17 protein-coding genes are annotated in these 25,122 nt (G+C 42.9%); all 17 read left to right on the top strand.

Going from position 1 to position 25,122, the window contains the following annotated elements; translation table 11 throughout:
- The first annotated feature begins 8 nt into the window (after positions 1-8).
- From B9A18_RS16550 to B9A18_RS16630, 17 genes are read left to right on the top strand one after another with little or no spacing between them, the layout of a single operon-like run.
- Positions 9-1,124 (top strand): glycoside hydrolase family protein, encoded by a 1,116-nt coding sequence (locus B9A18_RS16550; RefSeq protein ID WP_084290576.1) that lies wholly within the window; start codon positions 9-11, stop codon positions 1,122-1,124.
- Positions 1,125-1,139: 15 nt separating this feature from the next.
- Positions 1,140-3,551, top strand: coding sequence for a beta-galactosidase GalB (gene galB / locus B9A18_RS16555; RefSeq protein ID WP_084290578.1), 2,412 nt, complete (start codon positions 1,140-1,142; stop codon positions 3,549-3,551).
- 39 nt (positions 3,552-3,590) lie between these two features.
- A complete protein-coding gene (locus tag B9A18_RS16560; protein WP_084290580.1) occupies positions 3,591-4,751 on the top strand; it encodes an ABC transporter substrate-binding protein in 1,161 nt (386 codons plus the stop codon).
- Entirely contained in the window at positions 4,748-5,899 is a 1,152-nt protein-coding gene (locus tag B9A18_RS16565; protein WP_084290582.1) for a CaiB/BaiF CoA transferase family protein, read from the top strand. The genes B9A18_RS16560 and B9A18_RS16565 overlap by 4 nt, the downstream gene beginning before the upstream one ends.
- A gap of 3 nt (positions 5,900-5,902) precedes the next feature.
- Complete coding sequence (locus tag B9A18_RS16570; protein ID WP_084290584.1) at positions 5,903-7,063, top strand: CaiB/BaiF CoA transferase family protein; 1,161 nt, start codon at positions 5,903-5,905, stop codon at positions 7,061-7,063.
- Positions 7,056-8,291, top strand: coding sequence for an extracellular solute-binding protein (locus B9A18_RS16575; RefSeq protein ID WP_084290586.1), 1,236 nt, complete (start codon positions 7,056-7,058; stop codon positions 8,289-8,291). The genes B9A18_RS16570 and B9A18_RS16575 overlap by 8 nt, the downstream gene beginning before the upstream one ends.
- Before the next feature lie 6 nt (positions 8,292-8,297).
- Positions 8,298-9,377 carry a Gfo/Idh/MocA family protein gene (locus tag B9A18_RS16580; RefSeq protein WP_084290588.1) on the top strand — a complete coding sequence of 360 codons (1,080 nt, stop codon included), beginning with the start codon at positions 8,298-8,300 and terminating at the stop codon, positions 9,375-9,377.
- A 21-nt stretch (positions 9,378-9,398) separates the two neighbouring features.
- Entirely contained in the window at positions 9,399-9,839 is a 441-nt protein-coding gene (locus tag B9A18_RS16585; protein WP_084290590.1) for a MaoC family dehydratase, read from the top strand.
- A gap of 44 nt (positions 9,840-9,883) precedes the next feature.
- On the top strand, positions 9,884-11,197 hold the full coding sequence (gene fucP / locus B9A18_RS16590; RefSeq protein ID WP_084290592.1) for an L-fucose:H+ symporter permease: 1,314 nt from the start codon (positions 9,884-9,886) through the stop codon (positions 11,195-11,197).
- A gap of 12 nt (positions 11,198-11,209) precedes the next feature.
- Positions 11,210-14,587, top strand: a complete 3,378-nt coding sequence (locus B9A18_RS16595; protein ID WP_084290706.1) for a glycosyl hydrolase — start codon at positions 11,210-11,212, stop codon at positions 14,585-14,587.
- A gap of 36 nt (positions 14,588-14,623) precedes the next feature.
- Positions 14,624-16,672: an aceric acid hydrolase gene (locus B9A18_RS16600; RefSeq protein WP_084290594.1), complete on the top strand. Its 2,049-nt coding sequence runs from the start codon at positions 14,624-14,626 to the stop codon at positions 16,670-16,672.
- Positions 16,673-16,679: 7 nt separating this feature from the next.
- The gene (locus tag B9A18_RS16605; RefSeq protein WP_084290596.1) at positions 16,680-17,927 is read left to right on the top strand and encodes a ribulose-bisphosphate carboxylase large subunit family protein; all 1,248 of its coding nucleotides are present in this window, start codon (positions 16,680-16,682) and stop codon (positions 17,925-17,927) included.
- Positions 17,928-17,932: 5 nt separating this feature from the next.
- Positions 17,933-19,330, top strand: coding sequence for a four-carbon acid sugar kinase family protein (locus B9A18_RS16610; protein ID WP_084290598.1), 1,398 nt, complete (start codon positions 17,933-17,935; stop codon positions 19,328-19,330).
- Positions 19,331-19,338: 8 nt separating this feature from the next.
- The gene (locus tag B9A18_RS16615; protein WP_084290600.1) at positions 19,339-20,001 is read left to right on the top strand and encodes an aspartate/glutamate racemase family protein; all 663 of its coding nucleotides are present in this window, start codon (positions 19,339-19,341) and stop codon (positions 19,999-20,001) included.
- 6 nt (positions 20,002-20,007) lie between these two features.
- The gene (locus B9A18_RS16620; protein ID WP_084290602.1) at positions 20,008-21,321 is read left to right on the top strand and encodes a bile acid:sodium symporter family protein; all 1,314 of its coding nucleotides are present in this window, start codon (positions 20,008-20,010) and stop codon (positions 21,319-21,321) included.
- A complete protein-coding gene (locus tag B9A18_RS16625; protein ID WP_084290604.1) occupies positions 21,308-22,759 on the top strand; it encodes a sialate O-acetylesterase in 1,452 nt (483 codons plus the stop codon). Before B9A18_RS16620 ends, B9A18_RS16625 begins: the two co-directional genes overlap by 14 nt.
- Before the next feature lie 11 nt (positions 22,760-22,770).
- Positions 22,771-25,077, top strand: coding sequence for a DUF5703 domain-containing protein (locus B9A18_RS16630; protein WP_235005349.1), 2,307 nt, complete (start codon positions 22,771-22,773; stop codon positions 25,075-25,077).
- Positions 25,078-25,122: the final 45 nt, after the last annotated feature.

Raw genomic sequence — 25,122 nt, forward strand, 5'->3', positions numbered from 1 at the left:
GTTTAATCATGAAGTGGATACAGCTTTTAAGTTTTACTTTCTTTATTTCATCGGCTGCTTTAGCACAGTCGCCGAGGAATGATGTTCCGTCAGCTAAAATGCAGGAAATTTATGAAGAGGTTAAAACACCGTACAAATATGGTTTGGTGATGGTGCCTGAAGATGAACAGCATAAGATGGATTGCCCTACCATATTTCGTGAGGGTAAGCTATGGTATATGACCTACCTCATCTACAGTGGCAGGGGATATGAAACCTGGCTGGCAAAAAGTAAGGATTTGCTGAATTGGGTAAATATGGGTCGCTTGATGTCTTTTGGTGATGCCGGCAAATGGGATGATAACCAAAAGGCAGGATACAATGCATTAACTGATATCAAATGGGCTGGTAATTATAAACTGGGAAAATTCGACGGTAAATACTGGATGTCTTATTTCGGTGGTAAGGAAAAAGGATATGAAACAGAGCCACTATCCATCGGAATGGCTTATACTGATCAGCAGCCATCGGAGGCACATGAGTGGACAAGAATGCCAGAACCGGTGTTAAGCGCCCTGGATAAAGACGTGAGATGGTGGGAAAACCGCAACAAGCTTTTTAAAAGTAGTGTGATTGAAGATAAAGAAAAGCTTACAGGGCATCGATTTGTGATGTATTATAATGCGGTAGGTGATTCACTGAAGAATAATAAAAAAACAAGATGGTACGAGCGCATTGGGATGGCTGTCTCTGATGATATGCAACATTGGAAGAGGTTTAAGACTGATCCTGTGGTACACCACCCGGTAGGCATTACCGGCGACGGAGTAATCCAGAAAATTAAAGACACCTGGGTTATGTTTTACTTCGGGGCGTTCTGGAAGGATAGAAATGGAGGGTTTAATCGCTTTGCGGCATCGAAAGACCTGGTAAACTGGACCGACTGGACCGGTGATAACCTGGTAGAATCGTCTGAGCCTTATGACGAAATGTATGCCCACAAATCCTTTGTTTTAAAGCATAAAGGAGTGGTATATCATTTCTATTGTGCGGTGAATAAAAAGGATCAGCGTGGTATTGCAGTAGCGACTTCAAAAGATTTAGGAAAAAGTAAAGTTGGATTTGTAAATCCGGCAGTTAAATAAGTTAAAGATACCGATATGATGTTAAGAAGGAACCTGGTTTTATTGTTATTGATGTGGGTTGGAATGCAGACAGCTTACAGTCAGCCTCGTGTGCGGCAGGAATTTAACCAGGACTGGAAGTTTTATCTGGGAGATGAAGCCGGTGCAAAATCACCAGGCTTTAATGATGGAAAATGGAGGGGCCTGACTTTACCACATGACTGGAGTATTGAAGGTAAATTTGATGAAAAGAACCCTGCAAAACCGGAAGGCGGAGGGTTACCTACGGGGATCGCCTGGTACAGGAAATCTTTTACATTGTCGACCTTATTGCAAAAAAAGAACATTTTCATCGAGTTTGATGGGGTTTATAAAAATAGTGAAGTATGGATAAATGGTCAGCTGCTGGGAAAACGCCCTTACGGTTATTCTTCATTTAATTATGACCTGACTAAATATTTAAACCCGGGTAAAAATGTAATCGCTGTTCGGGTAGACAATTCTGCTCAACCAGATTCACGCTGGTATTCGGGATCGGGGATTTACCGGAATGTCTGGTTAACTGCCACAGAAAATATAGCAATAGATCACTGGGGAACTTTCGTAAGTACACCTTCAGTAAATAAAACTGCTGCGAAAGTGAGTTTTAAAACGCAGATCAGGAATAAATCCCGGTTAAAAGGGCAGATTGATGTGCAGTCGCAGGTGTACAATGCAAAAGGTAAACTGGTCGCATCGATTAGAACTGACCACATTGTATTAAAAGATACCTTGATGGAGGTAACACAGTCCACTACTGTAAATCAACCTGAATTATGGTCTGTAAACAATCCTCATCTCTATAAAGTAGTCACAAAGATATTTTCAGGTAAAAGATTGGTGGATAACTATGAAACGCCACTTGGCATCCGCTATTTTAATTTTGATGCGGCAAAAGGCTTTATGCTGAATGGTGAATACATGAAAATACTAGGTGTTTGTATGCATCATGATTTGGGCGCTTTAGGTTCGGCAATCAACGTAAGGGCAATGCAACGCCAGCTGGAGATGATGAAAGAGATGGGGGCCAACGCCATCCGTACTGCACACAACCCGCCTGCGCCTGAACTGCTCGACTTATGTGATAAAATGGGTTTTCTGGTGATGGATGAAGCTTTTGACATGTGGGCCAAAAAGAAGAACAAGCAAGATTATCACCTGAACTGGAACGAATGGCATGTGAGGGATTTGCAGGATATGGTGAAACGGGACAGAAACCATCCCTCGATTATTTTATGGAGTATCGGCAATGAGATCCGTGAACAGTTTGACAGTACTGGGGTAGCCATCACCAAAGAATTGGTGAAGCTGGTAAAGGATCTGGACACTACACGTCTGATTACTTCTGCACTTACAGAAACCGATGCCAAAAAGAACTTTATTTACCAGTCAGGAGCGCTGGATATTTATGGTTTGAATTACAACCATAAGTTGTACAAGGATTTCCCTAAAAACTATCCGGGGCAAAAATTCATCGCTACAGAAACAACCTCGTCACTAGATACCCGTGGATTTTATGACATGCCTTCCGATAGCATCCGCCGTTGGCCGAAAGACGGTAAAACAAAGCTTACTGAGGGTAATGCCGAATTTGCCGCTTCTTCTTATGATAATGTATCCGCTTATTGGGGCTCTACACACGAAGAAACCTGGAAGGAAGCAAAAAAATATGAACATGTATCAGGCTTATTTGTTTGGACAGGCTTCGATTATTTAGGGGAGCCACTACCTTATCCATGGCCGGCAAGAAGTTCGTATTTTGGAATCGTAGACCTTGCGGGCTTCCCTAAGGATGCCTATTACATGTACCAGAGCGAATGGACAAGTAAACCGGTATTGCATGTTTTTCCACACTGGAACTGGGCTGTAGGTAAAACTGTGGATGTTTGGGCTTATTACAACAATGCTGATGAAGTAGAACTGTTCCTGAACGGTAAATCATTGGGTACGAGAGCTAAAAAAGGGGAAGAGTTGCATGTGGTTTGGCGGGTAAAGTATGAGCCTGGTATTTTAAAAGCTGTTTCTAAGAAAAATGGTAAAGTAGTTTTAGTTAAAGAGATTAAAACTGCGGGTGAGCCGGCGAAAATAGAGTTATCGGTCGACAGAGCCAGTATAGCAGCAGATGGTAAAGACCTTTCTTTTGTAACAGTAAGGATTTTAGATGAGCAGGGGAATTTAGTGCCTGACGCAGATAATCTGGTTCAGTTTAAATTAGAAGGAGCAGGTACCATTGCAGGCGTAGATAATGGATTTCAGGCAAGTCTGGAACCTTTTAAAGCGGACTACCGTAAAGCATATCGCGGTTTATGTCTTGCTATTGTACAAGCCAAAGAAAGAAGCGGGGGAATAAAGCTAACCGCTACAGCTGTTGGTTTGCCGGGAGGAGACTTAACAATCAAAGTTAAGTAAAAATGAAATTGAGCGAAAAATAAGATAGAGATAAAGGTCATGAGTGATAAGATTAGTTTAAAAGGAATAACATGGAACCATAGCAGGGGTTTTGTACCCATGGTTGCCACTGCACAAAGGTTTTCAGAATTGAATCCACAAGTAGAAATTACGTGGGAGAAAAGAAGTTTGCAGCAGTTTGCTGATTTTTCTATACAGGAGCTTGCCCAGCGATTTGATTTGCTGGTGATAGATCATCCCTGGGCAGGTTTTGCCGCGAAAACACAGTCTATATTACCTTTGGATACTTATCTTTCTAAGGCATATTTAGCTGATCAAAAAGAAAATACAGTTGGACATTCTTATGAGAGTTACGCTTACGACGGTCACCAATGGGCATTACCAATTGATGCTGCTACTCCCGTAGCCTCCAGCAGACCAGATCTGCTTGAAAACCATGGTTTTGCTTTGCCTCAAACTTTTGAAGATCTATTGAATCTTGCTGATAAAGGTTTGGTTGCTTTTGCAGGGATTCCGATCGATGTGTTAATGAATTTTTATACATTTTGCTGCTCTTTGGGTGAAGATCCTTGCCAGCGGGAAGACCTGATTGTTTCACAAGAAACAGGTGTCGCAGCGTTAAAAATGTACCGTGAACTGGCTTCAAAGATTCATCCGGACAATTTTAAAAGAAATCCGATTCAGGTATATGAAGCCATGACTTTAAGCGATGATATTGCTTATTGTCCTTTTGCCTATGGTTATTCTAATTATTCGAGAAGCGGTTACGCACGCAAGCTGCTGCATTTCCACGACATGATTACTTTAGATGGCAGTCATAATCTACGCAGCACATTGGGTGGTACAGGATTGGCTGTCTCTTCCAGCTCTGAACACATTGATATGGCTGTAAAGTATGCTGAATATGTAGCGTCGACCAGTTGCCAGCAAACTGTTTTCTTCGAAAATGGTGGTCAGCCTGGTCATTTAAGTGCCTGGACAGATACCGAAGTAAATCGTAAATCAAGCAATTTCTTTAGCAATACTTTACCTGCTTTGCAGCGTGCATTCCTTCGTCCCCGTTACCATGGGCATATGTTTTTTCAGGATCATGCCGGAGATATCGTAAGGGATTACCTGATGAATGGCGGTGACGAGTTACAGGTGCTGGAAAAGATGAACAAACTATATGTTGAATCAAGAAGCTTACAATTATCATGAGAAAACCGCTTGAAGGAGTTTTGGTTTTAGAGTTTTGTCAGTTCCTGGCAGGACCGTCGGCAGGCTTAAAGCTAGCTGATCTTGGGGCTCGTGTCATTAAAATTGAGCGACCAGTGAAAGGAGATGCATGCAGACAACTGGCTATTAAAAACTTGTTTGTTGACGAAGATAGCTTACTTTTTCATACCATCAACAGGAACAAGGAGTCATATGCTGCTGATTTGAAGAACCCAGAAGATTTGGAAATGCTGAGGAAACTGATTGCCAAAGCGGATGTGATGACCCATAACTTCAGACCTGGAGTGATGGAGAAAATAGGACTGGACTACAGATCTGTGGAAAGCATCAATCCTAAAATTATATATGCTACGGTTACCGGATATGGAAAAGAGGGGCCATGGGCAGCAAAGCCCGGGCAAGACCTGTTGGTGCAATCTGTTTCCGGTTTAACGCACCTTTCTGGTAGCAGCGAAGATGGACCGGTACCTTTCGGCTTGTCGGTAACCGATATCATGTGTGGTAATCACCTTACTCAGGGGATTATAGCTGCTTTGATTAAGCGTGCTAAAACCAATAAAAGCGTGTTGATAGAGGTGAGTTTACTGGAATCGGCATTGGATATACAATTTGAGGTGCTAACCACCTATTTAAATGATGGCGGACAATTGCCGCAGAGAAGTAAAGTAGCTGGCAGTGCACATCCTTATTTAAGTGCGCCTTATGGTACCTACCAGACCAAAGATGGGTATCTGGCATTAGCTATGGGTAATTTGATCAAGATCAGTAAACTGATTGGCTGCGACATTTCGGATTTCTATACCAATGCGGACTCTTCCTTTGAAAATAGGGACGAGCTGTTGTTATTGCTGGGCGAAACATTTAAGACCAATACCAATGTGCATTGGCTGAGTGTGTTGGAGCCTGCCGATATTTGGTGTGCTGCAGTACTCAATTATAAAGAAGCTGTTGAACTCGAAGTTTTCAAAAATCAACAGATCAAACAGCAATTGGATTTAGGTAATGGACGTACGATTGATACGACAAGATCACCTATACGCATAGACGGAAATAAACTTTATGCCGCCAAAGCTGCGCCAAAAATAGGTGCAGATAATAAAAAGATTAATAACGAATTTGATTTAAAATAGGATATGAAAGCCCTGGAAGATTATTTAGTGGTAGATTTTAGCCAGTTTTTGTCGGGCCCCTCAGCAAGTTTGAGGTTGGCCGACATGGGTGCAAGGGTTATTAAAATAGAGCGTTCCGGGGTTGGTGATATTTGTCGGACCCTGTACACTTCAAATGTGATCATGAATGGAGAATCCTCTGTATTTCATGCGATCAACAGAAATAAGGAAAGCTTTGAGGTCGACCTTAAAAATGAGGAAGATTGCAAAATGGTTCGTGAGCTGTTGAAAAAGGCAGATGTGATGATCCATAATTTTCGTCCGGGTGTGATGGAAAGGTTAGGATTTGATTATGTCACTGTACAGCAACTGAACAATAATATTATTTATGCTGAGCTTTCGGGTTACGGTACAGACGGAGCTGGCAAAGGGAAGCCTGGTCAGGATTTACTTTTACAATCAGTAACTGGTTTAACCTGGTTAAGCGGTAATGCCGGAGGCCCGGTGGCCATGGGACTTTCCATTGTAGATATGCTGGCAGGTTCGCATCTGGCACAGGGTATTCTGGCTTGTTTGTTTCGCAAAGCGACCAGCGGAGAAGGTGCTTTTGTGCAGGTAAGTATGATAGAATCGGCATACGATTTCCAGTTTGAGACCATCACCACCTTTATGAATGATGGCGGAGCGCTTCCGGAACGGACCGCACAAAATAATGCAAACGCTTATTTGGGAGCGCCTTACGGGATTTATAAAACTGGCAATGGTTTTATAGCGCTGGCCATGGGATCAATCCCCGTACTTGCTGGTTTATTGGGATGTAAAGCAATGGAACATTATACTGATCCGGCTGAAGCTTTTGATAAACGTGATGAGATTAAAGCGATTCTTGCAGATCATTTACAAACAGGAAGTACCGAAAAATGGCTTGCCATTTTAGAACCTGCAGATATCTGGTGTTCGGATGTATTGAATTGGAAGCAATTGATGGAACATGAGGGTTTTAAAGCCTTAAATATGATTCAGGAAGTGGAAATGACGGATGGTTATCGTTACCAAACTACCCGTTGTCCGATAAGGATTGATGGTGAATTACTCGTTTCTTCCAAAGGTTCTCCTAAATTAGGGCAGGATAATGAAAGGATCATTAGCCAGTTTGTAACTGTAAAATCAAGTGTTCATGAATAAAAATGAAGTATTCCGAATAGCCGTTCGTAAGTTCGGCCCCTTCGAATCGGCCATGCAAAAGGTGTGGGACCAATATTGTCTTTCTTCCGGTTGCGGATTAAAGGCGGAGCTGGTGCCCATGGATTTGCATGAACTTCATGAAAGTACATTGTTAAATAAAGGACTAAAAAATGGCGACTGGGATGTAGCCCATATCAATACCGATTGGTTGTATGAAGGTTGTACCGCTGGTGCCTTCGAGGATTTGAAGCCTTTTATCGATCAGCTGCCACCTGCTGCATTTCCAGGGGGATGGAGCAATTCTTTACTGGCTTCACAGCAGTTTAAAGATCAGGTTGTTGGTTTGCCATTTCATGATGGCCCTGAATGCCTGATTTATAGAAAGGATCTGTTTGAAGATAAGACAGAGCAGGAACGCTATCTGGTAGAATATGGGAAGCCGCTTGCTGTTCCTGAAACGTGGCCGGATTTTGTTAAGGTTGCCCGTTTCTTTAATCGCCCTGAGCAAAACTTATTCGGAACTGTATTTGCCTGTTACCCTGATGGACACAATACGGTGTTTGATTTTTGTTTGCAGCTTTGGAGTCGTGGAGGTGACCTGATAGATGAAAACGGCCGTGTTAATGTTAATTCTCCATATGCGATTGACGCTCTGGAGTTTTACAGGGGAGTGGTAAAAGATAAGGAAGCAATACATCCAGGTTCTGCTGAGTTCGATTCGGTAAGGGCCGGTGCAGCTTTTGCCAGGGGAGAAGTGGCCATGATGATCAACTGGTTTGGTTTTGCTTCTGTTTGTGAAGTAGATCCCGCATCGGCGGTGAAAGGGAAAGTAGAAGTAGGCTTAATACCGTCTGCCCAGGGCTGTACACCTACCTCATTGAATGTGTACTGGCTGTATACCATAGGGTCTGGTAGCAGGCATAAACAAATTGCTTACGATTTCATCCGCTTTGCAGTAAATGAAGCGAATGATAAACTGCTTACTCTTGAAGGTGGGATTGGCTGTCGCGTATCGACCTGGAAGGATGCAGAAATCAACCAGATTGTACCATATTATCACAAGCTCGAACAATTGCATGAAAATGCGAAGACTCTACCCCAGAAATACAACTGGGCAGAAATTGCTGTGCTTATAGATGAAATGGTATTGAACGCTTTGCATTCAGATAAAGCGGTTACCGAAATTGTAAAAGCAGCACAGGATAAGATTAATTTAATTGACAAATAGACCTTTATGGAAATCATATATAAACCTCAGTTACCTGAAACTACACATCCTATTATCATTATTGGGGCTGGTGGTATTGTAGCTGATGCACATCTTCCGGCCTATAAAAAAGCAGGCTTTATGGTGCATGGTATCGTAAACCGTACCAAAGCCAGAGCAGAGAAACTTGCGGAAATTTTTCAGATTCCCAATGTGTATGAATCTATAGCAGAAGCAGTAGCTAAAGCACCTGAGCATGCTGTATATGATCTGACCATTATGCCGGAGCAATACATTGAGGTGCTGGACCAATTACCTGATGGTGCTGCTGTATTGATTCAGAAACCTATGGGTGATAATTTTCATCAGGCCAGAGAGATATTGGAACTATGCAGAAAGAAAAAGCTGGTTGCAGCTATCAACTTCCAGTTGCGTTTTGCGCCATTTGTTAGTGCAGCAAGGGACATGATCCAAAAAGGCCTGATTGGTGAGCTGTATGATATGGAAGTGCGGGTGACCATTAAAACGCCATGGGAGATCTTTCCGCATGTGATCGTTCATCCACGATTGGAAATTCAATACCATAGCATTCATTATATAGATATGGTACGTTCATTTTTAGGAGAACCGGAAACGGTAATGGCAAAAACGCTAAAGCATCCTGCAAAAACACTTTCGTCCTCCCGATCAACTATTTTATTTGATTACGGAGATACCATGCATGCAGTAATCAACACCAATCATGATCATGATTTTGGCCCGCATAACCAGGAGAGTTTCATCAAATGGGAAGGTACCAAAGGTGCAATAAAAGCCAAGATGGGTTTACTGATGGATTATCCACATGGGGTTCCTGATGTATTTGAATATTGCCTGATTGAAGAAGGTAAAGTTCCGGAATGGAAAAAAATGGATTTGGAAGGTTCATGGTTTCCGGAAGCATTTATCGGTACAATGGCTAACCTGATGCGTTATAAAGAAGGATCATCTGACGTGCTGTATACCAGTGTAGAAGATGTGATTAAAACAATGGCAGTAGTAGAAAGTGCGTACTTGTCTAGCGACAAGGGCGGAATAAAAGTAAATGAGCAGCTGAACGCTGAGTAACATTATAAAGACGTAAAAGCAATGTATTTTAAATCAATATTTTTTGAAGATTACCAGTTGGACGATAAACGGGTAACATTAGGAAGAACCATTACAGAAACAGATTTTGTGGTTCATGCAGGGCATACAGGCGATTTCTTTCCCCATCACATGGATGAGGAATGGTGCAAGACCCAGCCTTTTAAGCATAGAATAGCTCATGGAACCATGATATTTAGCATAGGCATCGGGCTAACAGCTTCTGAAATTAATCCTGAGGCTTTTTCTAAAGGATATGATCGCTTACGTTTTGTAAAACCTGTTTTTATAGGTGATACCATTCATTCGGAAATCACCATTTCTGAAAAGGCAGAAGCTAAGAAGCCTGAATATGGAACCGTAACAGAACATGTAGAAATTAAAAACCAACATGGAGAAGTAGTATTGGTGTGTGATCACCTGCTATTGGTAAAAAAGAAATAGTAATTTTTTTTTTGGATAAAAATCAACCCTAACACGACCAATATATGAACCACAACACAGAACCGGAAGTAGTTATCATAAGCGATGAGGCTACAGGTAAAGGAGATACAGCAACAGGTAAGAAATATTTAGTGCCATTTATTCTGGTGGTGAGCTTATTCTTTTTATGGGGAATGGCGCATAACCTGGATTCTATACTTATACCACATTTAAAAAAGGCTTGTGATTTAAATAACAGGCAGTCGACCTTAATAGATACATCTGTGTTCCTGGCTTATTTTTTAATGGCCATTCCTGCAGGAATGATTCTTAAGAAATGGGGCTACAAAGCGAGTATGATCATTGGATTGTTGGTATTTGCAGGAGGAGCATTTTTATTTGTACCGGCAGCTAACCAATTGTCATACGTAACATTTTTAATTGCCTTATTTATCATTGGTTGCGGATTAACGATTTTAGAAACCTCCGCAAATCCATATGCTGCGGTTTTAGGTGATCCGTCCAAAGCGACAAGCAGATTGAATCTTGCCGCATCTTTTAATGGACTGGCTGCTATGGTAGCACCATTTATCGGTTCGATGTTTATCCTTTCGGGAAAATCGCATACCAAGGAAGAACTGGATGCCATGACCGATGTAGCTCGTTCCAGCTATTTTATGGAAGAAGCAGCATCTGTTAAAATGCCTTACATTGTTCTGGGGGTTGTATTGGTTGTAATTGCCATTATCTTTTATTTTGTAAATCTTCCGGAAATAAAGACTAAAAGTAAAGATGGTATTGCTGAAGGTAGCTTTTTTGGTGCATTGCGTCATAAGCATTTAAGGTGGGCCGTGGTTGCGCAGTTTTTTTATGTTGGAGCACAGGTTTGTGTAACCAGCTTTTTTATCAGGATGGCGCAGCAAGGTGCCGGGTTCGACGAGAAGACAGCTGCTTACTATCTTGCTATGTATGGCTTACTCTTTATGGTAGGTCGTTTTGCAGGCACAGCAATTCTGCAGTTTATTTCTTCTCATAAATTGTTGTCTTTATATGCAGTTATAGCTGTTTTCCTGAGCTTAATCGCAATTCTTGGTCAGGGAGCTTATGTGGTTTATGCCCTGGGCGCCATAGGATTTTTCATGTCGATTATGTTTCCAACCATATTTGCCCTGGGAATTGATGGCATTGGAGATGATACCAAGCCTGGATCATCCTGGTTAATTATGTCTATTGTAGGGGGTGCAATTCTACCTTATGGCATGGGGACCCTGATCGATTTAAATGGAGATAATATTCAGATTGGCTACAGTATCCCGCTGGTTTGTTTTCTGATCATCTTGTACTTCGGATTGAAGGGCTATAAAATTGCCCATAAATAGATGAATTGTGGTATGAGTTTTAGCATAAAAGGGATTTTGTCGGTTTTTGTAATCTGGTGCACAATAGCAGTAATACCTGTTCATGCCCAGAAAAATGAGACGACTAAACCCTGGGTGTTGTGGCACTGGATCCAGGGTGGGGTTTCAAAATCTGGCATTACTGCTGATCTGGAGGCCATGAAATCCGCAGGTCTTGGTGGGGCTTACCTCTTGTCAATCAAAGGTGCTGCTAATCCTCCAATATTTAGCCCGCCGGCACAGCAGTTAACTCCGCATTGGTGGGACATGGTCACCTTCGCCATGCAGGAAGCCAAACGTTTAAACTTCAAACTCGGAATGCATGTGAGCGACGGCTTCGCACTCGCTGGCGGCCCATGGATCACGCCTGAGCTATCCATGCAAAAGGTTGTATCTACTCAGTTGAATATCCAGGGTGGAAAACAAACTAAATTTAAGCTGGAACAGCCGGAAACAATCGAAGGTTATTATAAAGATATTGCAGTGTACGCTTACCCTTCACCCGAAGGTACAGGCATTACTACTCGAACTGTAGTACCGATAATCAGTACCAGTAATGGCGCGGATGCGAGTGGACTGGTTATCGCTGGAAATAAAAAAAGTTTTGGTAGTAACGAACCATGCTGGTTTCAGTATGCTTTTGAGCAGCCCTTCACTACACGGAGTCTCAAAATAAAGACAGGTGGTAACAACTATCAGGCTCATCGTCTTGAAGTACAGGTGAGTGACGATGGAAAAGTTTTTCGTTCCATCGGTCGGCTGGAGCCTCCTCGTCATGGCTGGCAGGATACTGATGCTGATGTTACGCATTCCCTTGTTCCGGTTACCGCAAGGTATTACCGTTTTGTTTACGACAAAAGAGGATCGGAACCGGGCTCGGAAGACCTGGATGCCGCCAAGTGGAAACCTTCTTTGAAATTGCTTAACCTGGAGCTTTCTGGCGAAGGAAGGATCAATCAGTATGAAGGAAAATCAGCAGCTGTATGGCGCATCAGTAAACGTAGTACTGCTGCACAATTGCCGGATCAGCTATGTGTTCCATTGAATAAAATTATAGACCTGAGCACAAAACTAAATAAGGATGGCAGTCTGAGCTGGAAAGCACCTAAAGGAAACTGGACCATCTTGAGGATTGGTCATACTTCTACCGAGCATACAAATGCTACCGGAGGTGGCGGTAAAGGTCTTGAGTGCGATAAATTTAACCCGGTTGCTGTGAAATTACAGTTCGACAGCTGGTATGGTGAAGCCTTGAAAAGAGGCGGTCCGGAAATCGCTTCCAAAGTCCTGACCGAATTGTTTATAGACAGCTGGGAATGCGGAAGCCAGAATTGGTCGTCCTTATTCGCTGCAGAGTTTAAAAAGCGTAGGGGATATGACATGATGCCTTACCTGCCCATTATGACAGGCTTGCCGGTCCAGACGGCTGCAGTTTCAGAAGGTTTTTTATACGACTTGCGTAAAACTATCGCTGAATTGGTCGTAGATCAGTTCTACACCCCACTCGCGGCACTGGCGAAGGAAAAAGGAGTCAATTTTGCCGCGGAAAGTGTGGCACCAACTATGATTAGTGACGGGCTGATGCACTATAAAACCGTGGATGTACCCATGGGTGAGTTCTGGTTGAACAGTCCGACTCATGATAAGCCCAATGACATGATGGATGCCATTTCCGGTGCTCATATTTATGGCAAAAACATCATCCAGGCCGAAGCTTTTACCTCGATCCGTATGGACTGGTCTGAGCATCCTGGCAACATGAAAACTTTACTGGACCGGAACTATGCATTGGGTATCAATAAGATGGTTTATCATGTGTTTGCCCATAATCCCTGGATGGACAGGAAACCAGGAATGACATTGGATGGCATCGGTTTGTACTTTCAGCGTGATCAGACCTGGTGGAAACCGGGTAAAGCCTGGGTGAGTTATGCGGAACGTGTGCAAACATTATTGCAACAAGGAAATCCAGTTGTAGATATCGCCGTTTTTACCGGCGACGAAATTCCCCGCAGATCAGTATTACCTGATCGGTTGGTATCAGTTTTACCGGGTGTTTTCGGAAAAGATGTAGTAGATAATGAGCGGACCAGGTTGATGAACGTTGGCGAGCCTTTAAGGATAAAGCCAATGGGGGTAAACCACTCTGCGAATATGGCTGATCCTGAGAATTGGGTTAATCCTTTACGTGGGTATGCTTACGACTCCTTTAACCCCGATGTATTGAGTACAGCAGTAGTAAAAGATAAAAAAGTAGTGTTCACTAGGGGTGCCAGTTATTCCATATTAGTAATTCCGGGTAAAACAGTTATGGATCCCAACTACCAGTACATGAACTACGAAACAGTAAAACAATTACTTGCCCTGGTAAAAGCAGGAGCTACAGTTTTACTCAATGAGAAACCGCTTTACCAGTCGGGCTTAAAACAGGTGAAAGAAACTGAATTTAAAAATGTAGTTGATGAATTATGGAAGCCGGGAAGAAATGGTGAAGGCTTTGTGAATATAGGCGCTTTTCAGGAAGATACATTTAAAGCGCTGAACCTTGATCGGGATTTATTTGTTACAGAAGCCGGACAAACCGAATATGCAAAATATATCGCTTATACGCACCGGAGAACTATAGATGAAGATATTTACTTTATAGCCAATCAGTTGAATGAGTCTAGGTTGCTAAACTTTTCATTCCGGATTTCTGACGTGAAAAGCGCGCCAGAATTATATGATGCCGTTTCGGGGAAAAGCTGGAAAGCTGGAGATTGGTCGGTAGTGGATGGAAGGTTGGAGCTACAGGTTAAACTGGAAGCGAATGCATCGCTTTTTGTGAGTTTTGATCGCAATGCTGAACCTGCGAAACCAGTTGCCGGTAAAGCGAATTTTGAGGTATTTAATACTGGTCAGGTATTGACAGGAGATTGGAACGTAAGCTTCGACGCTGCCTATGGCGGACCATCAAAGCCATTGGTTTTTGCAGCACTTGCGGATTGGAGTACCAGCACAGATTCCCTGGTTAAATACTATTCTGGTACTGCGGTTTATACCAAAACTTTCCAGTTTAAAGGAAATAAACAGGCAGGAACCTGGCTGGATCTGGGGAAAGTAGCCAATATAGCAGAGGTAAAGGTGAATGGCATTTCTTGTGGGATTGTATGGACGCCCCCTTACCGGGTAGACATCAGTAAGGTGCTTAAAAGAGGAAACAACAACATTAGTATTGAAGTCAGCAATACCTGGGCAAACAGGCTGATCGGCGATCAGCGACTACCAGAAAATAAACGGATCACAAAGACTAACGCACCTTATCGCCTGGAGGGTAAACCTTTACTGGAAGCTGGGCTACTAGGGCCTGTTACCATTCAGACTGTAAAATAAATACGATTAACCGAACCATAAAACCAATATATAAACATGAAAAGGATCAAAGTACAGCTAAGGAAAGTTTTGTTGTACAGTACTTGTTCGGCATTGTTTTTTCCGATACTGAATAGTGCTGCACAAGACAAAAGCCTGGTAAACACGAAAGAAAGCAGTCATGCTAAGCTCCATAGTCCGAATATGAAGGACGTAAACTGGACGAAGGGTTTCTGGGCTGACCGGTTTAAGATTGCCAAAGAAACTATGGTGCCAAATATGTGGGACATCTATAACGATGAACACATCAGTCATGCTTTTAAGAATTTTGAAATTGCTGCCGGCCTGGACACCGGATCACATAAAGGCCCTTCTTTTCATGATGGCGATTACTATAAAACGCTGGAAGCTATGGCTAGCATGTATGCTTCAACACATGATAAGAAACTAGAGGCTAAGATGGATAAGGCCATTGCCGTGATTGCAAAATCACAGCGGGAAGATGGCTATATCTACACAAAGGCCATGATAGAGCAACGTAAAACTGGCTCAAACAACCAGTTTCAGGATAGGTTGAGTTTTGAAGCTTATAATATTGGCCATTTGATGACTGCCGGATGTGTGCATTACAGAGCAACAGGGAAAACCAATTTATTAGATGTCGCTAAGAAAGCCACTGAATACCTATACAATTTTTATCAGAAGGCATCTCCTGCCTTGGCTAGAAATGCCATTTGTCCCTCTCATTATATGGGTGTTATCGAAATGTACCGTACAACCAGGGAACCTCGTTATTTAGAACTGGCCAAGCACCTGATTGCCATTAAAGGTAAAATTGATGATGGTACAGATGATAACCAGGACAGGATTCCATTTTTAAAGCAAACCAAAGCTACGGGACATGCGGTAAGGGCAAACTACCTATATGCCGGCGTGGCCGATTTATACGCTGAAACTGGTAACGATTCTCTAATGCATACGCTGAATTTGATGTGGGATGATGTAAATCAGCATAAGATGTACATCACCGGGGGCTGTGGCTCTTTGTATGATGGTACTTCTCCTGACGGGACTTCATATAACCCCACAGAGGTGCAAAAGATTCACCAGGCCTTCGGTAGAGATTATCAGCTGCCCAACTTCACAGCTCACAATGAAACCTGTGCTAATATTGGAAATGTACTCTGGAACTGGAGAATGCTGCAGATTAGCGGAGATGCAAAGTACGCTGACGTAATGGAACTTGCCTTGCACAACAGTGTGCTTTCAGGTATAAGCCTGGATGGAAAGAAATTCTTATATACCAATCCGCTTAGTTATTCGGATGACCTGCCTTTTAAACAACGCTGGTCTAAAGACCGAGTACCATACATCGGCTTATCAAACTGTTGTCCGCCAAACGTAGTGCGGACCATTGCTGAGGTAAGTGATTATGCTTATAGTATTTCTGATAAAGGATTGTGGTTTAATCTGTATGGTGGTAATACCATAAACACTAATTTAAGTGATGGATCGAAGGTTAGTCTTATCCAGGAAACGAATTATCCATGGGATGGCAACATTAAAATCAGGATCAAAGCAACGGGAACTAAGCCTTATTCTATGTTTTTCCGTATTCCGGGCTGGACTTCCCATGCATCTGTTAAGGTGAATGGAAAGACCGAAAACGTTGTACTAACTCCGGGTACTTATGCGGAACTGAACCGTAAATGGAAAGCTGGAGATCAGGTTGAGCTGGTATTGCCGATGGAGGCACAGCTGGTGGAATCAAATCCTCTGGTAGAAGAAACCAGGAACCAGATAGCGGTTAAACGCGGACCTATAGTTTACTGTCTGGAATCTTCTGACTTGCCAGGTAAAAGAATCTTTAATGTTTTTATTCCTGCTAAGATCAGTTTAAAGGCTAGTCCTATACAAATTGATGGAGCAGATATGATGAGCCTGGAAGGTACTGCGCAGCTGATTGAAAATAAGGACTGGAAAAATGTGCTTTATCGCCCACTTAATGAATCAAATACAATAACGCCGATCAGGCTGGTGCCTTATTTTGCCTGGGGTAACCGTGGGCATTCGGAAATGTCGGTTTGGCTACCTGTAAGCAGATAGTAAAAAAATGGAAAGAGTAACTGCAAAATATTACATAGAAACACCGCTTGATCTTGAAAAATCAGCACAGGTGCTGGCTGGTGAACAGTCGTCGGGAACTTTTATTGCTGTTCCCGGAGAAACAGAAGAATTGAAGCAACGCTTCGCAGCCAGGGTAGAAAACATAACTGTCCTGGATACCGCTGATAGCCCTGCGATTCCTGGGGTAATTTCCTCCGGAGGTAAATATCAACGGGCGATGATAGAGGTGTCCTGGTCGGTAGAGAATTTTGGTTATAATTTACCCGTGCTGGTTTCTACTTTACAAGGTAATCTTTATGAACTGACCCAGTTTACCGGCTTAAAACTAATGGATCTGGAATTACCCGCATCTTACGCGGGGGCATTTAAAGGTCCTAAATTTGGGATTGAGGGTTGTAGGAAATTTACGGGTGTTTACGATAGACCCCTGATCGGAACAATCATAAAGCCGAGTATAGGGATGACGCCTGAACAAACTGCTGCATTGGTTAAAACCCTGGCAACAGCGGGTATCGACTTTGTTAAGGACGATGAGTTACTGGGATCATCCGCTAATTCTCCTTTTGATAAACGGGTGGATGCCGTGATGGATGTGATCAATAAACATGCAGACCAAACTGGCAAAAAGGTGATGTATGCCTTTAACATCAGTGATGATATAGACCAGATGCAGCGCAACTATGAAAAGGTATTGAAATCAGGAGGTACTTCTGTGATGATCAGCCTGAATAGTGTAGGCTTGTCCGGCGTGAAAAAAATAGGAGATATGGGTGAACTGGCTATACATGGGCACCGCAATGGTTGGGGGATGCTCAATCGTCACCCTTTATTGGGTATTGAGTTTTCTGCTTATCAGAAATTATGGCGCCTTGCAGGTGTAGACCAGATCCATGTAAATGGTATTCAGAATAAGTTCTGGGAATCTGATGATTCAGTAGTAAAGTCAATTGAAGCTTGTTTGACTCCCTTGTTGGGTGGTTATTCGATTTTGCCTGTTGTTTCTTCGGGACAATGGGGAGGGCAGGCACCTGAAACTTATCGACGTACTAAAACGGTAGACCTGCTGTACATGGCAGGAGGTGGCATTATGGCTCATCCCGATGGTCCTGCTGGCGGTGTTGTTGCTTTGCAACAGGCCTGGCAGGCGGCGGTAGATGGTTTGTCTGTAGATGAAGCTGCTACAAAATATCTGGAGTTCGGTCATTCCGTTTCTGTATTTGGTAAAAATAAATAACAGAAATGGAAGGCCAGGAAAATAACCGCTTATTAATCGCCTTTTACGGGGATGATTTTACCGGATCAACCGATGCACTGGAATTTTTAAGCAGGGCCGGAATCAAAACTGTCCTGTTTATTGAAGCACCCTCAATGGAACAACTGGCGCACTATCCCGGATTGCAAGCCATCGGAGTGGCTGGCAAGAGCCGTACACTTTCGCCAGATGAAATGGAAGAAACGCTAAAGCCCGCTTTTACTGCATTGCAAAAACTGAACCCTCGTCATGTACACTATAAAGTCTGTTCTACCTTCGATTCTTCGCCAACAATTGGCAACATTGGTAAAGCCATCGATATCGGCGTATCTGTATTTAAAACTGAGGTTGTGCCATTGCTTGCGGCAGCACCGCATTTGGGTAGATACGGTTTGTTTGGAAACCTTTTCGCACGTATGGGGATCGGTAGTGAAGGTGAAATTTATCGCCTCGACAGACACCCCTCGATGCGCAGTCATCCTATAACGCCGGCAGATGAAAGTGATATCCGCTTGCACCTGGGCAAACAAACTACTAAAAGTATAGGTTTGTTCAATATCCTTGACTTGCATAAATACCAGGAACAAGCTTTTAGTCCTGATTTTTCAGGATATGAAATTGTGCTTTTTGATGCACTGGTACCGGAAGAACTTAAAAGTATAGGACAGTTGATCGATGCACAAGCTGGTAACGGGCATATCGTATTCTCTGCAGGCTCCTCAGCGATAGAAATGGCTTTGGGGAATTACTGGCAGGAAAGCGGAATACTAGAGGAGCAAACTGAATGGAAAAATAGGAAAGCTGATGGGCCAGTATTGGTGGCCTCAGGTAGCTGCTCTGCGGTAACAGCCGGGCAGATCAGCTATGCTTTAAACCATGGCTTTACTGAAATTGCTATAGATACGGTCATGTTGGCTAGTCAGGTAACTGGGGCTGATCTATCGATGGAAACCGGTTTCATTAAGACTGCGGCTGAAAAATATGTGCTGAAGGCTGTGGGATTGATTGCCGGGGGGAAACATCCCCTGATCCATACCAGTCTGGGTAATGACGACGTTCGTGTAGCCGAGACTGATAAAATATTCAGGGAGAAGGGCTTTGGTAAATCTGCTACAGCGCAGCTGTATGGTCAGCTGCTTGGCCAGATCGTTCGGATGACTGCGGAGCAAACAAGTCTTCAGCGGATTATTATCGCCGGAGGAGATACTTCCAGTTACGCCGCAAGGGCAATGGGGATAGAGGCGGTAGAAATGATTGCCCCGCTGTCACCTGGTGCCCCCTTATGTCGTGCGTATGCACCAGAATCTCCTGTCGACCAGTTAGAGCTGGTCTTTAAAGGCGGACAGGTAGGAAAAGAAGACTTTTTTAATATTAACCTTATATAACCAAAAATATGAAAGCTAAAACACTCGGACTTGTCCATACTTCAGCCACTTTAGTGCCTGTTTTTCAGAAGCTTTGTAGCGATTATCTGCCTGGCGTTAACGTGTTTAATATCGTAGATGACAGTTTGATCAAAGATGTGATTACCCGTAATGAACTAACTAAGTTAACTTCCAGAAGGGTCGTAGATCATGTCGCTTCAGCGGAGGCCGCGGGTGCGGATTTTATCCTGGTTACCTGTTCTTCGATAGGTGCGGCAATCGAAGCTGCCGCAGATTTAACTGGTGTTCCGGTTTTAAGGGTTGATCAGCCGATGGCTGACCTTGCTGTGAAGACTGGCAAAAGGATCGGCGTAATTGCGACATTACCAACTACACTTGGTCCAACAAGCGATCTGGTTAAACGCCGCGCAGCCGTTTCAGGTAAAGAAATCGAGTTGACGTCAAGACTTTGTGAAGGTGCATTTGAGGCCTTGATGGGTGGACAGCCGGAAAAACATGATGAAATGGTGGCTAAAGCGCTGGTCGAACTTTCTGCTGAAGTAGATGTAATTGTGTTGGCACAAGCCTCGATGTCGCGAGTGGTTGATGGATTACCTGATGCAGAAAAACGTATCCCAATACTCGCAAGTCCGACTTTGGCGATTCAACACATTGCAGATCTATTTAAGTAGGGCATCATGTATAATTTTCGCAGATTATGTCTGCTCTTGGCGCTGATTGCATTTGTAGTGCTGCTGACTGGCCTTTTTAGATTAGATGCTGCACTCTGGCAACCCGCGGCAGTAGCAATGGCTGTAACAGCCGCTATAGGAATAGGTGCGCTGGAAACCTTGAAAAATTACCAGTATACTGCCTGGATCATTACGGCTGTTGTGGCGGGGATGATTTATCCTGCCGCTTTTCTGAAATGGGGCGACTTTGATCTTCGCAACAAGTGGCTCATCCTCGTGGTGGTGCAGATGGTGATGTTTGGCATGGGAATACACATGAGCCTGCGCGATTTTACGGGCTTAGGCAGCACAGGGAAAGGAGTAATTATTGGCTTGTTATGTCATTTTACCATTATGCCGTTAATGGGCTATTTGCTGACCCGTGTGTTTCATTTCGAAACTGAAATTGCGGCAGGGATCATCTTAATTGGTTCCTGTTCCAGTGGTTTAGCTTCTAATGTCATGGTATATATTGCTCGTGCGAATCTGGTATTATCTGTTGCGGTTACCGCAATGGCTACGCTGATCGCACCATTTTTGACACCCTTGCTGATGAAATTACTGGCAGGAACGCTGATTGAGATTAAATTCTTCAATATGATGATGGAGATCATTAAGATTGTGATCGTTCCTATCGGTGCGGCACTGGTTCATGATTACTTAAAAAGGGCAACACCAAAAGGCTGGAAGCGTATTCAGCTGATTGCTGCTGTATGTGTACTTTGGCTGCTGGCTTTACCTTTTGGAATGTGGAAAGGGCTTGAACAGGTCTTTTCTATTGAAGGCATGGAATCCGTTGAGATCTTAAGTTTTTTTGCAGGCGCATTTCTTGTAGGATTGATTTATCACTTATTTACACTGAAATTCAATAATCTGGATCGGTTGATGCCTTATATTTCTATGTTTGGTATTGTTTATTTTACAACCGTTACAACAGCTGCCGGAAGAGATAACCTGTTAAAAGTCGGTTTTATTTTGTTTCTTGCATCGGTGATCCATAATGGCGCTGGTTACCTTTTTGGTTATTTGTTAAGCCGGATATTTGGTTTGGATAAGAGATCATCAAGAACCGTTGCCTTTGAAGTTGGCTTGCAGAATGGCGGTATGGCCTCTGGTTTGGCCGGTTCTATGGGTAAGCTGGGAACCGTTGGCCTCGCAGCTGCCGTATTTAGTCCCTGGATGAATATTTCGGGATCAATCCTTGCCAATTACTGGAGAAAACAGGCACTGAAGGAAGAAGAATTAGAAAAATCAACTCAAAAAATACATGAAGAGGCTTAAAATTATTATCTCAAAAACAGTCGCAACTGCATTGTTGCTGTCCTTTTGCGGAAGTTCTTCGTTTGCTGAAGTAAAACCTGCATCAATTTTTACAGACCATATGGTGCTTCAACAAAAGGCTGATGTTGCTATATGGGGATGGGCGAAAAAGAATAGCCAGGTTACTGTGACGCCATCATGGGATAAGAAGAAATACAGCATAAAAGCTGATGCTGCAGGGAAGTGGAAGCTAAAAATAGTTACTCCGAAAGCTGGCGGACCTTACGTAATCACCATCAGCGATGGTGCTGCCATCACTTTGACAGATATTTTAATTGGAGAAGTTTGGTTTTGTAGTGGGCAATCCAATATGGAAATGCCCATGAAAGGATTTAAAAGTCAGCCTGTACTGGGGTCAAATGAGGCCATTTTGAAATCTTCTAATTCGAAGATCAGGTTATACACAGTTCCACGTTCTTCAATAACAGAAAGACAGGACAATAGTAAGCCGTCGGATTGGAAAATTGCGGGACCAGAAGCGGTAGCTAATTTTAGTGCTACTGCCTATCATTTTGGTAAACTGTTGAGTGAAATGCTACAGGTTCCTGTTGGACTGATTAACGATAGTTACGGCGGTTCGACCATAGAAGCCTGGATGTCGCCGGAATTGCTAAAGTCATTTCCTGAAGTTCAGATTCCTTCAAAAACGGATAGCATCAAAGAAGTGAGTCGCACACCTACCACTTTATACAACGGTATGTTGTATCCTGTGATGGGCTATGGTATCCGCGGAGCCATCTGGTATCAGGGAGAATCCAATCAAACCCGACCTGACCGTTATGAGGATCTTTTTCCTGCAATGGTTAAGGAGTGGCGGAGTGTATGGGGAATGGGAGAATTTCCATTTTATTATGCGCAGATTGCACCATACAGATATGTTAAGTCGGAAAATATGCAAACTGCCGGTAAACTGAATTCAGCTTTCATCAGAGATGCTCAGCGCAAATCGATGGCTAAGATTCCGAATTCGGGGATGGCAGTACTGATGGATGTTGGAGAGGATCGCTCCATACATCCGGCAAATAAAGAAACAGGTGGCTTGCGGTTGGCCTATCTGGCATTAGGTAATACCTATGGCATAAAAGGCTTTGGTTACGCAAGTCCTGATTATGAATCCATAAGTGTTAAAGATGGTACAGCTGTGGTTAAGTTTAAAAACGTACCCAACGGATTAACTTCTTTTAGTAAACCGCTTGGCTTATTTGAAGTTGCTGGAGCGGATAAAATGTTTTATCCTGCAAAAGCTGTGCTTTCGGGGAGTAGTATAACTGTTTCTTCCGAAGCTGTGCCGGTTCCGGTGGCCGTGCGCTACGCGTTTAAGGATTTTGTAATTGGCGACTTATATAGTAATGAAGGTTTACCCGTATCCTCTTTCAGAACGGACGACTGGGAACAATAAAATTAAGTATTTTGAAGAAGAAGGTTATTGTCATTTGTGCCATTTTACTATCCGTTTGTTTATTTAAGGCAGCCGTTGCGCAGCATAAGCAAGTGGAGGCGAATTTGGTGTGGACTAGTCAGAGCGACAACTCTGCCGGTTCTATGCCTTGCGGTGGTGGCGACATTGGCCTCAATGTCTGGGTAGAAAAAGGCGACTTGCTTTTCTATATTTCCAGAAGTGGCACATTTGATGAAAATAATACTTTACTGAAACAAGGAAGAGTCAGACTTAAATTAAGTCCGAACCCGTTTGACGCTCATGCAGATTTTAAACAGGAACTCGTTTTAAAAGAAGGCTATGTACAGATCTCAGGAAAAAAAAGGGATCTGGAAACAACCCTGAAAGTATGGGTGGATGTATTTAAACCTGTGGTTCATTTGGATATTAAGAGCAATCAGAAAACTATTGCGGAGGCTGCTTATGAAAGCTGGAGATTTGAAGACCGGCTAACTAAAGGCAAAGAAAATAACCAAAACTCTTATAAATGGGCGCCAAGAGGTGAAGTGAAAACCTTTAAGGATAGCATTGCTTTTAAGCAACACGAAGTAGTTTTCTTTCATAAAAATAAGGATGAGTCTGTTTTTGATGTTACTGTAAAGCAGCAGGGATTGGAGACTAATAAGGCTAAATTATATAACCCGCTTAAAAATCTGGTGTTTGGCGGGTCTATGAAAGGGACTGATATGCAGGTGTCTGGTAATGATACCGGAACTTATTTAGGAACAGTATATAAGGCCTGGAAATTGAAAAGTAACAGGCCTTCAAAGTCTATCGACATAGCCGTTACTTTACACACTGCACGTACGACAACAGTTGATGAATGGGAGGCAGGATTAAATAAAACTGCCACAAGCCTAAATTCTGCCAAAGCATTTAATGCTGCTAAAAACTGGTGGAAAAGCTATTGGGAAAGAAGCTTTATCGATGTTAGTAGTCAGACAGAACCTTTAGCTGCTCAGGCAGCCCGTAATTATACCTTATTTCGTTATATGCTGGGCTGCAATGCATATGGCGCTTATCCGACTAAATTTAACGGTGGACTTTTTACCTATGATCCGGCACAGGTTGATACCGCTTTAAAATTCACGCCTGATTTCAGAAACTGGGGTGGAGGAACACACACGGCACAAAACCAGCGATTGGTTTATTGGCCAATGTTAAAAAGTGGCGATGCGGATCTGATGAAGCCTCAATTTGATTTTTATAAGGATCTTGTAAGGAATGCGGAGCTAAGATCGGAGTTCTATTGGGGACATAAAGGCGCAAGTTTTACTGAACAATTAGAGAATTTTGGCTTGCCAAATCCAGCTGAGTACGGCTGGAAAAGACCTGCAGGTTATGACTTGGGCATGGAATATAATGCCTGGTTAGAATATCAGTGGGATACTGTGCTGGAATTTTGTATGATGATACTGGAAACGGAAAGTTATGCAGGGAAGGATATTAAAGAATACCTTCCACTGATTGAAAGTTCGCTTATTTTTTTTGATGCACATTATACTTATTTAGCTAAGCAAAGAGGAAGTAAAGCGCTGGATGCAAACGGGCATTTGGTTTTGTATCCGGGCTCAGCTGCCGAAACGTATAAAATGACTTATAATGCTACATCTACTATTGCTGCATTAACAACGGTATTGAAACGTGCATTGGAGATCCCCGGTATTTCTACACAACAGAAGGCGGATTGGGAGACGATGTTGAAACGGATTCCTCCAATGAGTTTCAGGACATTTGACGGGCACGTTACTATCGCACCGGCAAAAGTATGGGAGCGGGTAAATAATACGGAAAGTCCACAGTTGTATCCTGTATATCCATGGGGGATTTATGGAATTGGCAGACCTGGTCTTGATACCGCTGTAAATACCTTTAAGTATGATACTGATGTACTTAAATTCAGAAGTCATATAGGTTGGAAGCAGGATAATATTTTTGCAGCCAGATTAGGATTAACACAGGAAGCAGCTACGCTGACTTTGCAAAAATTAAAAGATTCAGGCAGGAGATTTCCTGCATTCTGGGGTCCTGGTTTTGATTGGGTTCCCGACCATAACTGGGGCGGATCTGGGATGATAGGTTTGCAGGAAATGCTACTTCAAACTTATGGAAAGAAGATTTATCTCTTTCCTGCATGGCCAAAACAATGGGATGCTCATTTTAAACTCCATGCGCCTTATCAAACAACAGTAGAGGTTGTATTAAAAGGAGGGAAAATAGAAATGCTGAAGGTAATCCCCGAATCAAGAAGAAAAGATATAATGATTTTATTGAAATAAGTTTCCGACAACGATTGCGTACTTATTTCTTCCGTTTTACTAAAA

It is taken from the genome of Pedobacter nyackensis (assembly GCF_900176505.1).
In the GTDB taxonomy this organism is placed as follows: domain Bacteria; phylum Bacteroidota; class Bacteroidia; order Sphingobacteriales; family Sphingobacteriaceae; genus Pedobacter; species Pedobacter nyackensis.

Bases quoted from the DNA above. Each gene is read 5' to 3' on its own strand.
- B9A18_RS16550 (WP_084290576.1), top strand. From the start codon at position 9: ATGAAGTGGATACAGCTTTTAAGTTTTACTTTCTTTATTTCATCGGCT.
- galB (WP_084290578.1), top strand. From the start codon at position 1,140: ATGATGTTAAGAAGGAACCTGGTTTTATTGTTATTGATGTGGGTTGGA.
- B9A18_RS16560 (WP_084290580.1), top strand. From the start codon at position 3,591: ATGAGTGATAAGATTAGTTTAAAAGGAATAACATGGAACCATAGCAGG.
- B9A18_RS16565 (WP_084290582.1), top strand. From the start codon at position 4,748: ATGAGAAAACCGCTTGAAGGAGTTTTGGTTTTAGAGTTTTGTCAGTTC.
- B9A18_RS16570 (WP_084290584.1), top strand. From the start codon at position 5,903: ATGAAAGCCCTGGAAGATTATTTAGTGGTAGATTTTAGCCAGTTTTTG.
- B9A18_RS16575 (WP_084290586.1), top strand. From the start codon at position 7,056: ATGAATAAAAATGAAGTATTCCGAATAGCCGTTCGTAAGTTCGGCCCC.
- B9A18_RS16580 (WP_084290588.1), top strand. From the start codon at position 8,298: ATGGAAATCATATATAAACCTCAGTTACCTGAAACTACACATCCTATT.
- B9A18_RS16585 (WP_084290590.1), top strand. From the start codon at position 9,399: ATGTATTTTAAATCAATATTTTTTGAAGATTACCAGTTGGACGATAAA.
- fucP (WP_084290592.1), top strand. From the start codon at position 9,884: ATGAACCACAACACAGAACCGGAAGTAGTTATCATAAGCGATGAGGCT.
- B9A18_RS16595 (WP_084290706.1), top strand. From the start codon at position 11,210: ATGAGTTTTAGCATAAAAGGGATTTTGTCGGTTTTTGTAATCTGGTGC.
- B9A18_RS16600 (WP_084290594.1), top strand. From the start codon at position 14,624: ATGAAAAGGATCAAAGTACAGCTAAGGAAAGTTTTGTTGTACAGTACT.
- B9A18_RS16605 (WP_084290596.1), top strand. From the start codon at position 16,680: ATGGAAAGAGTAACTGCAAAATATTACATAGAAACACCGCTTGATCTT.
- B9A18_RS16610 (WP_084290598.1), top strand. From the start codon at position 17,933: ATGGAAGGCCAGGAAAATAACCGCTTATTAATCGCCTTTTACGGGGAT.
- B9A18_RS16615 (WP_084290600.1), top strand. From the start codon at position 19,339: ATGAAAGCTAAAACACTCGGACTTGTCCATACTTCAGCCACTTTAGTG.
- B9A18_RS16620 (WP_084290602.1), top strand. From the start codon at position 20,008: ATGTATAATTTTCGCAGATTATGTCTGCTCTTGGCGCTGATTGCATTT.
- B9A18_RS16625 (WP_084290604.1), top strand. From the start codon at position 21,308: ATGAAGAGGCTTAAAATTATTATCTCAAAAACAGTCGCAACTGCATTG.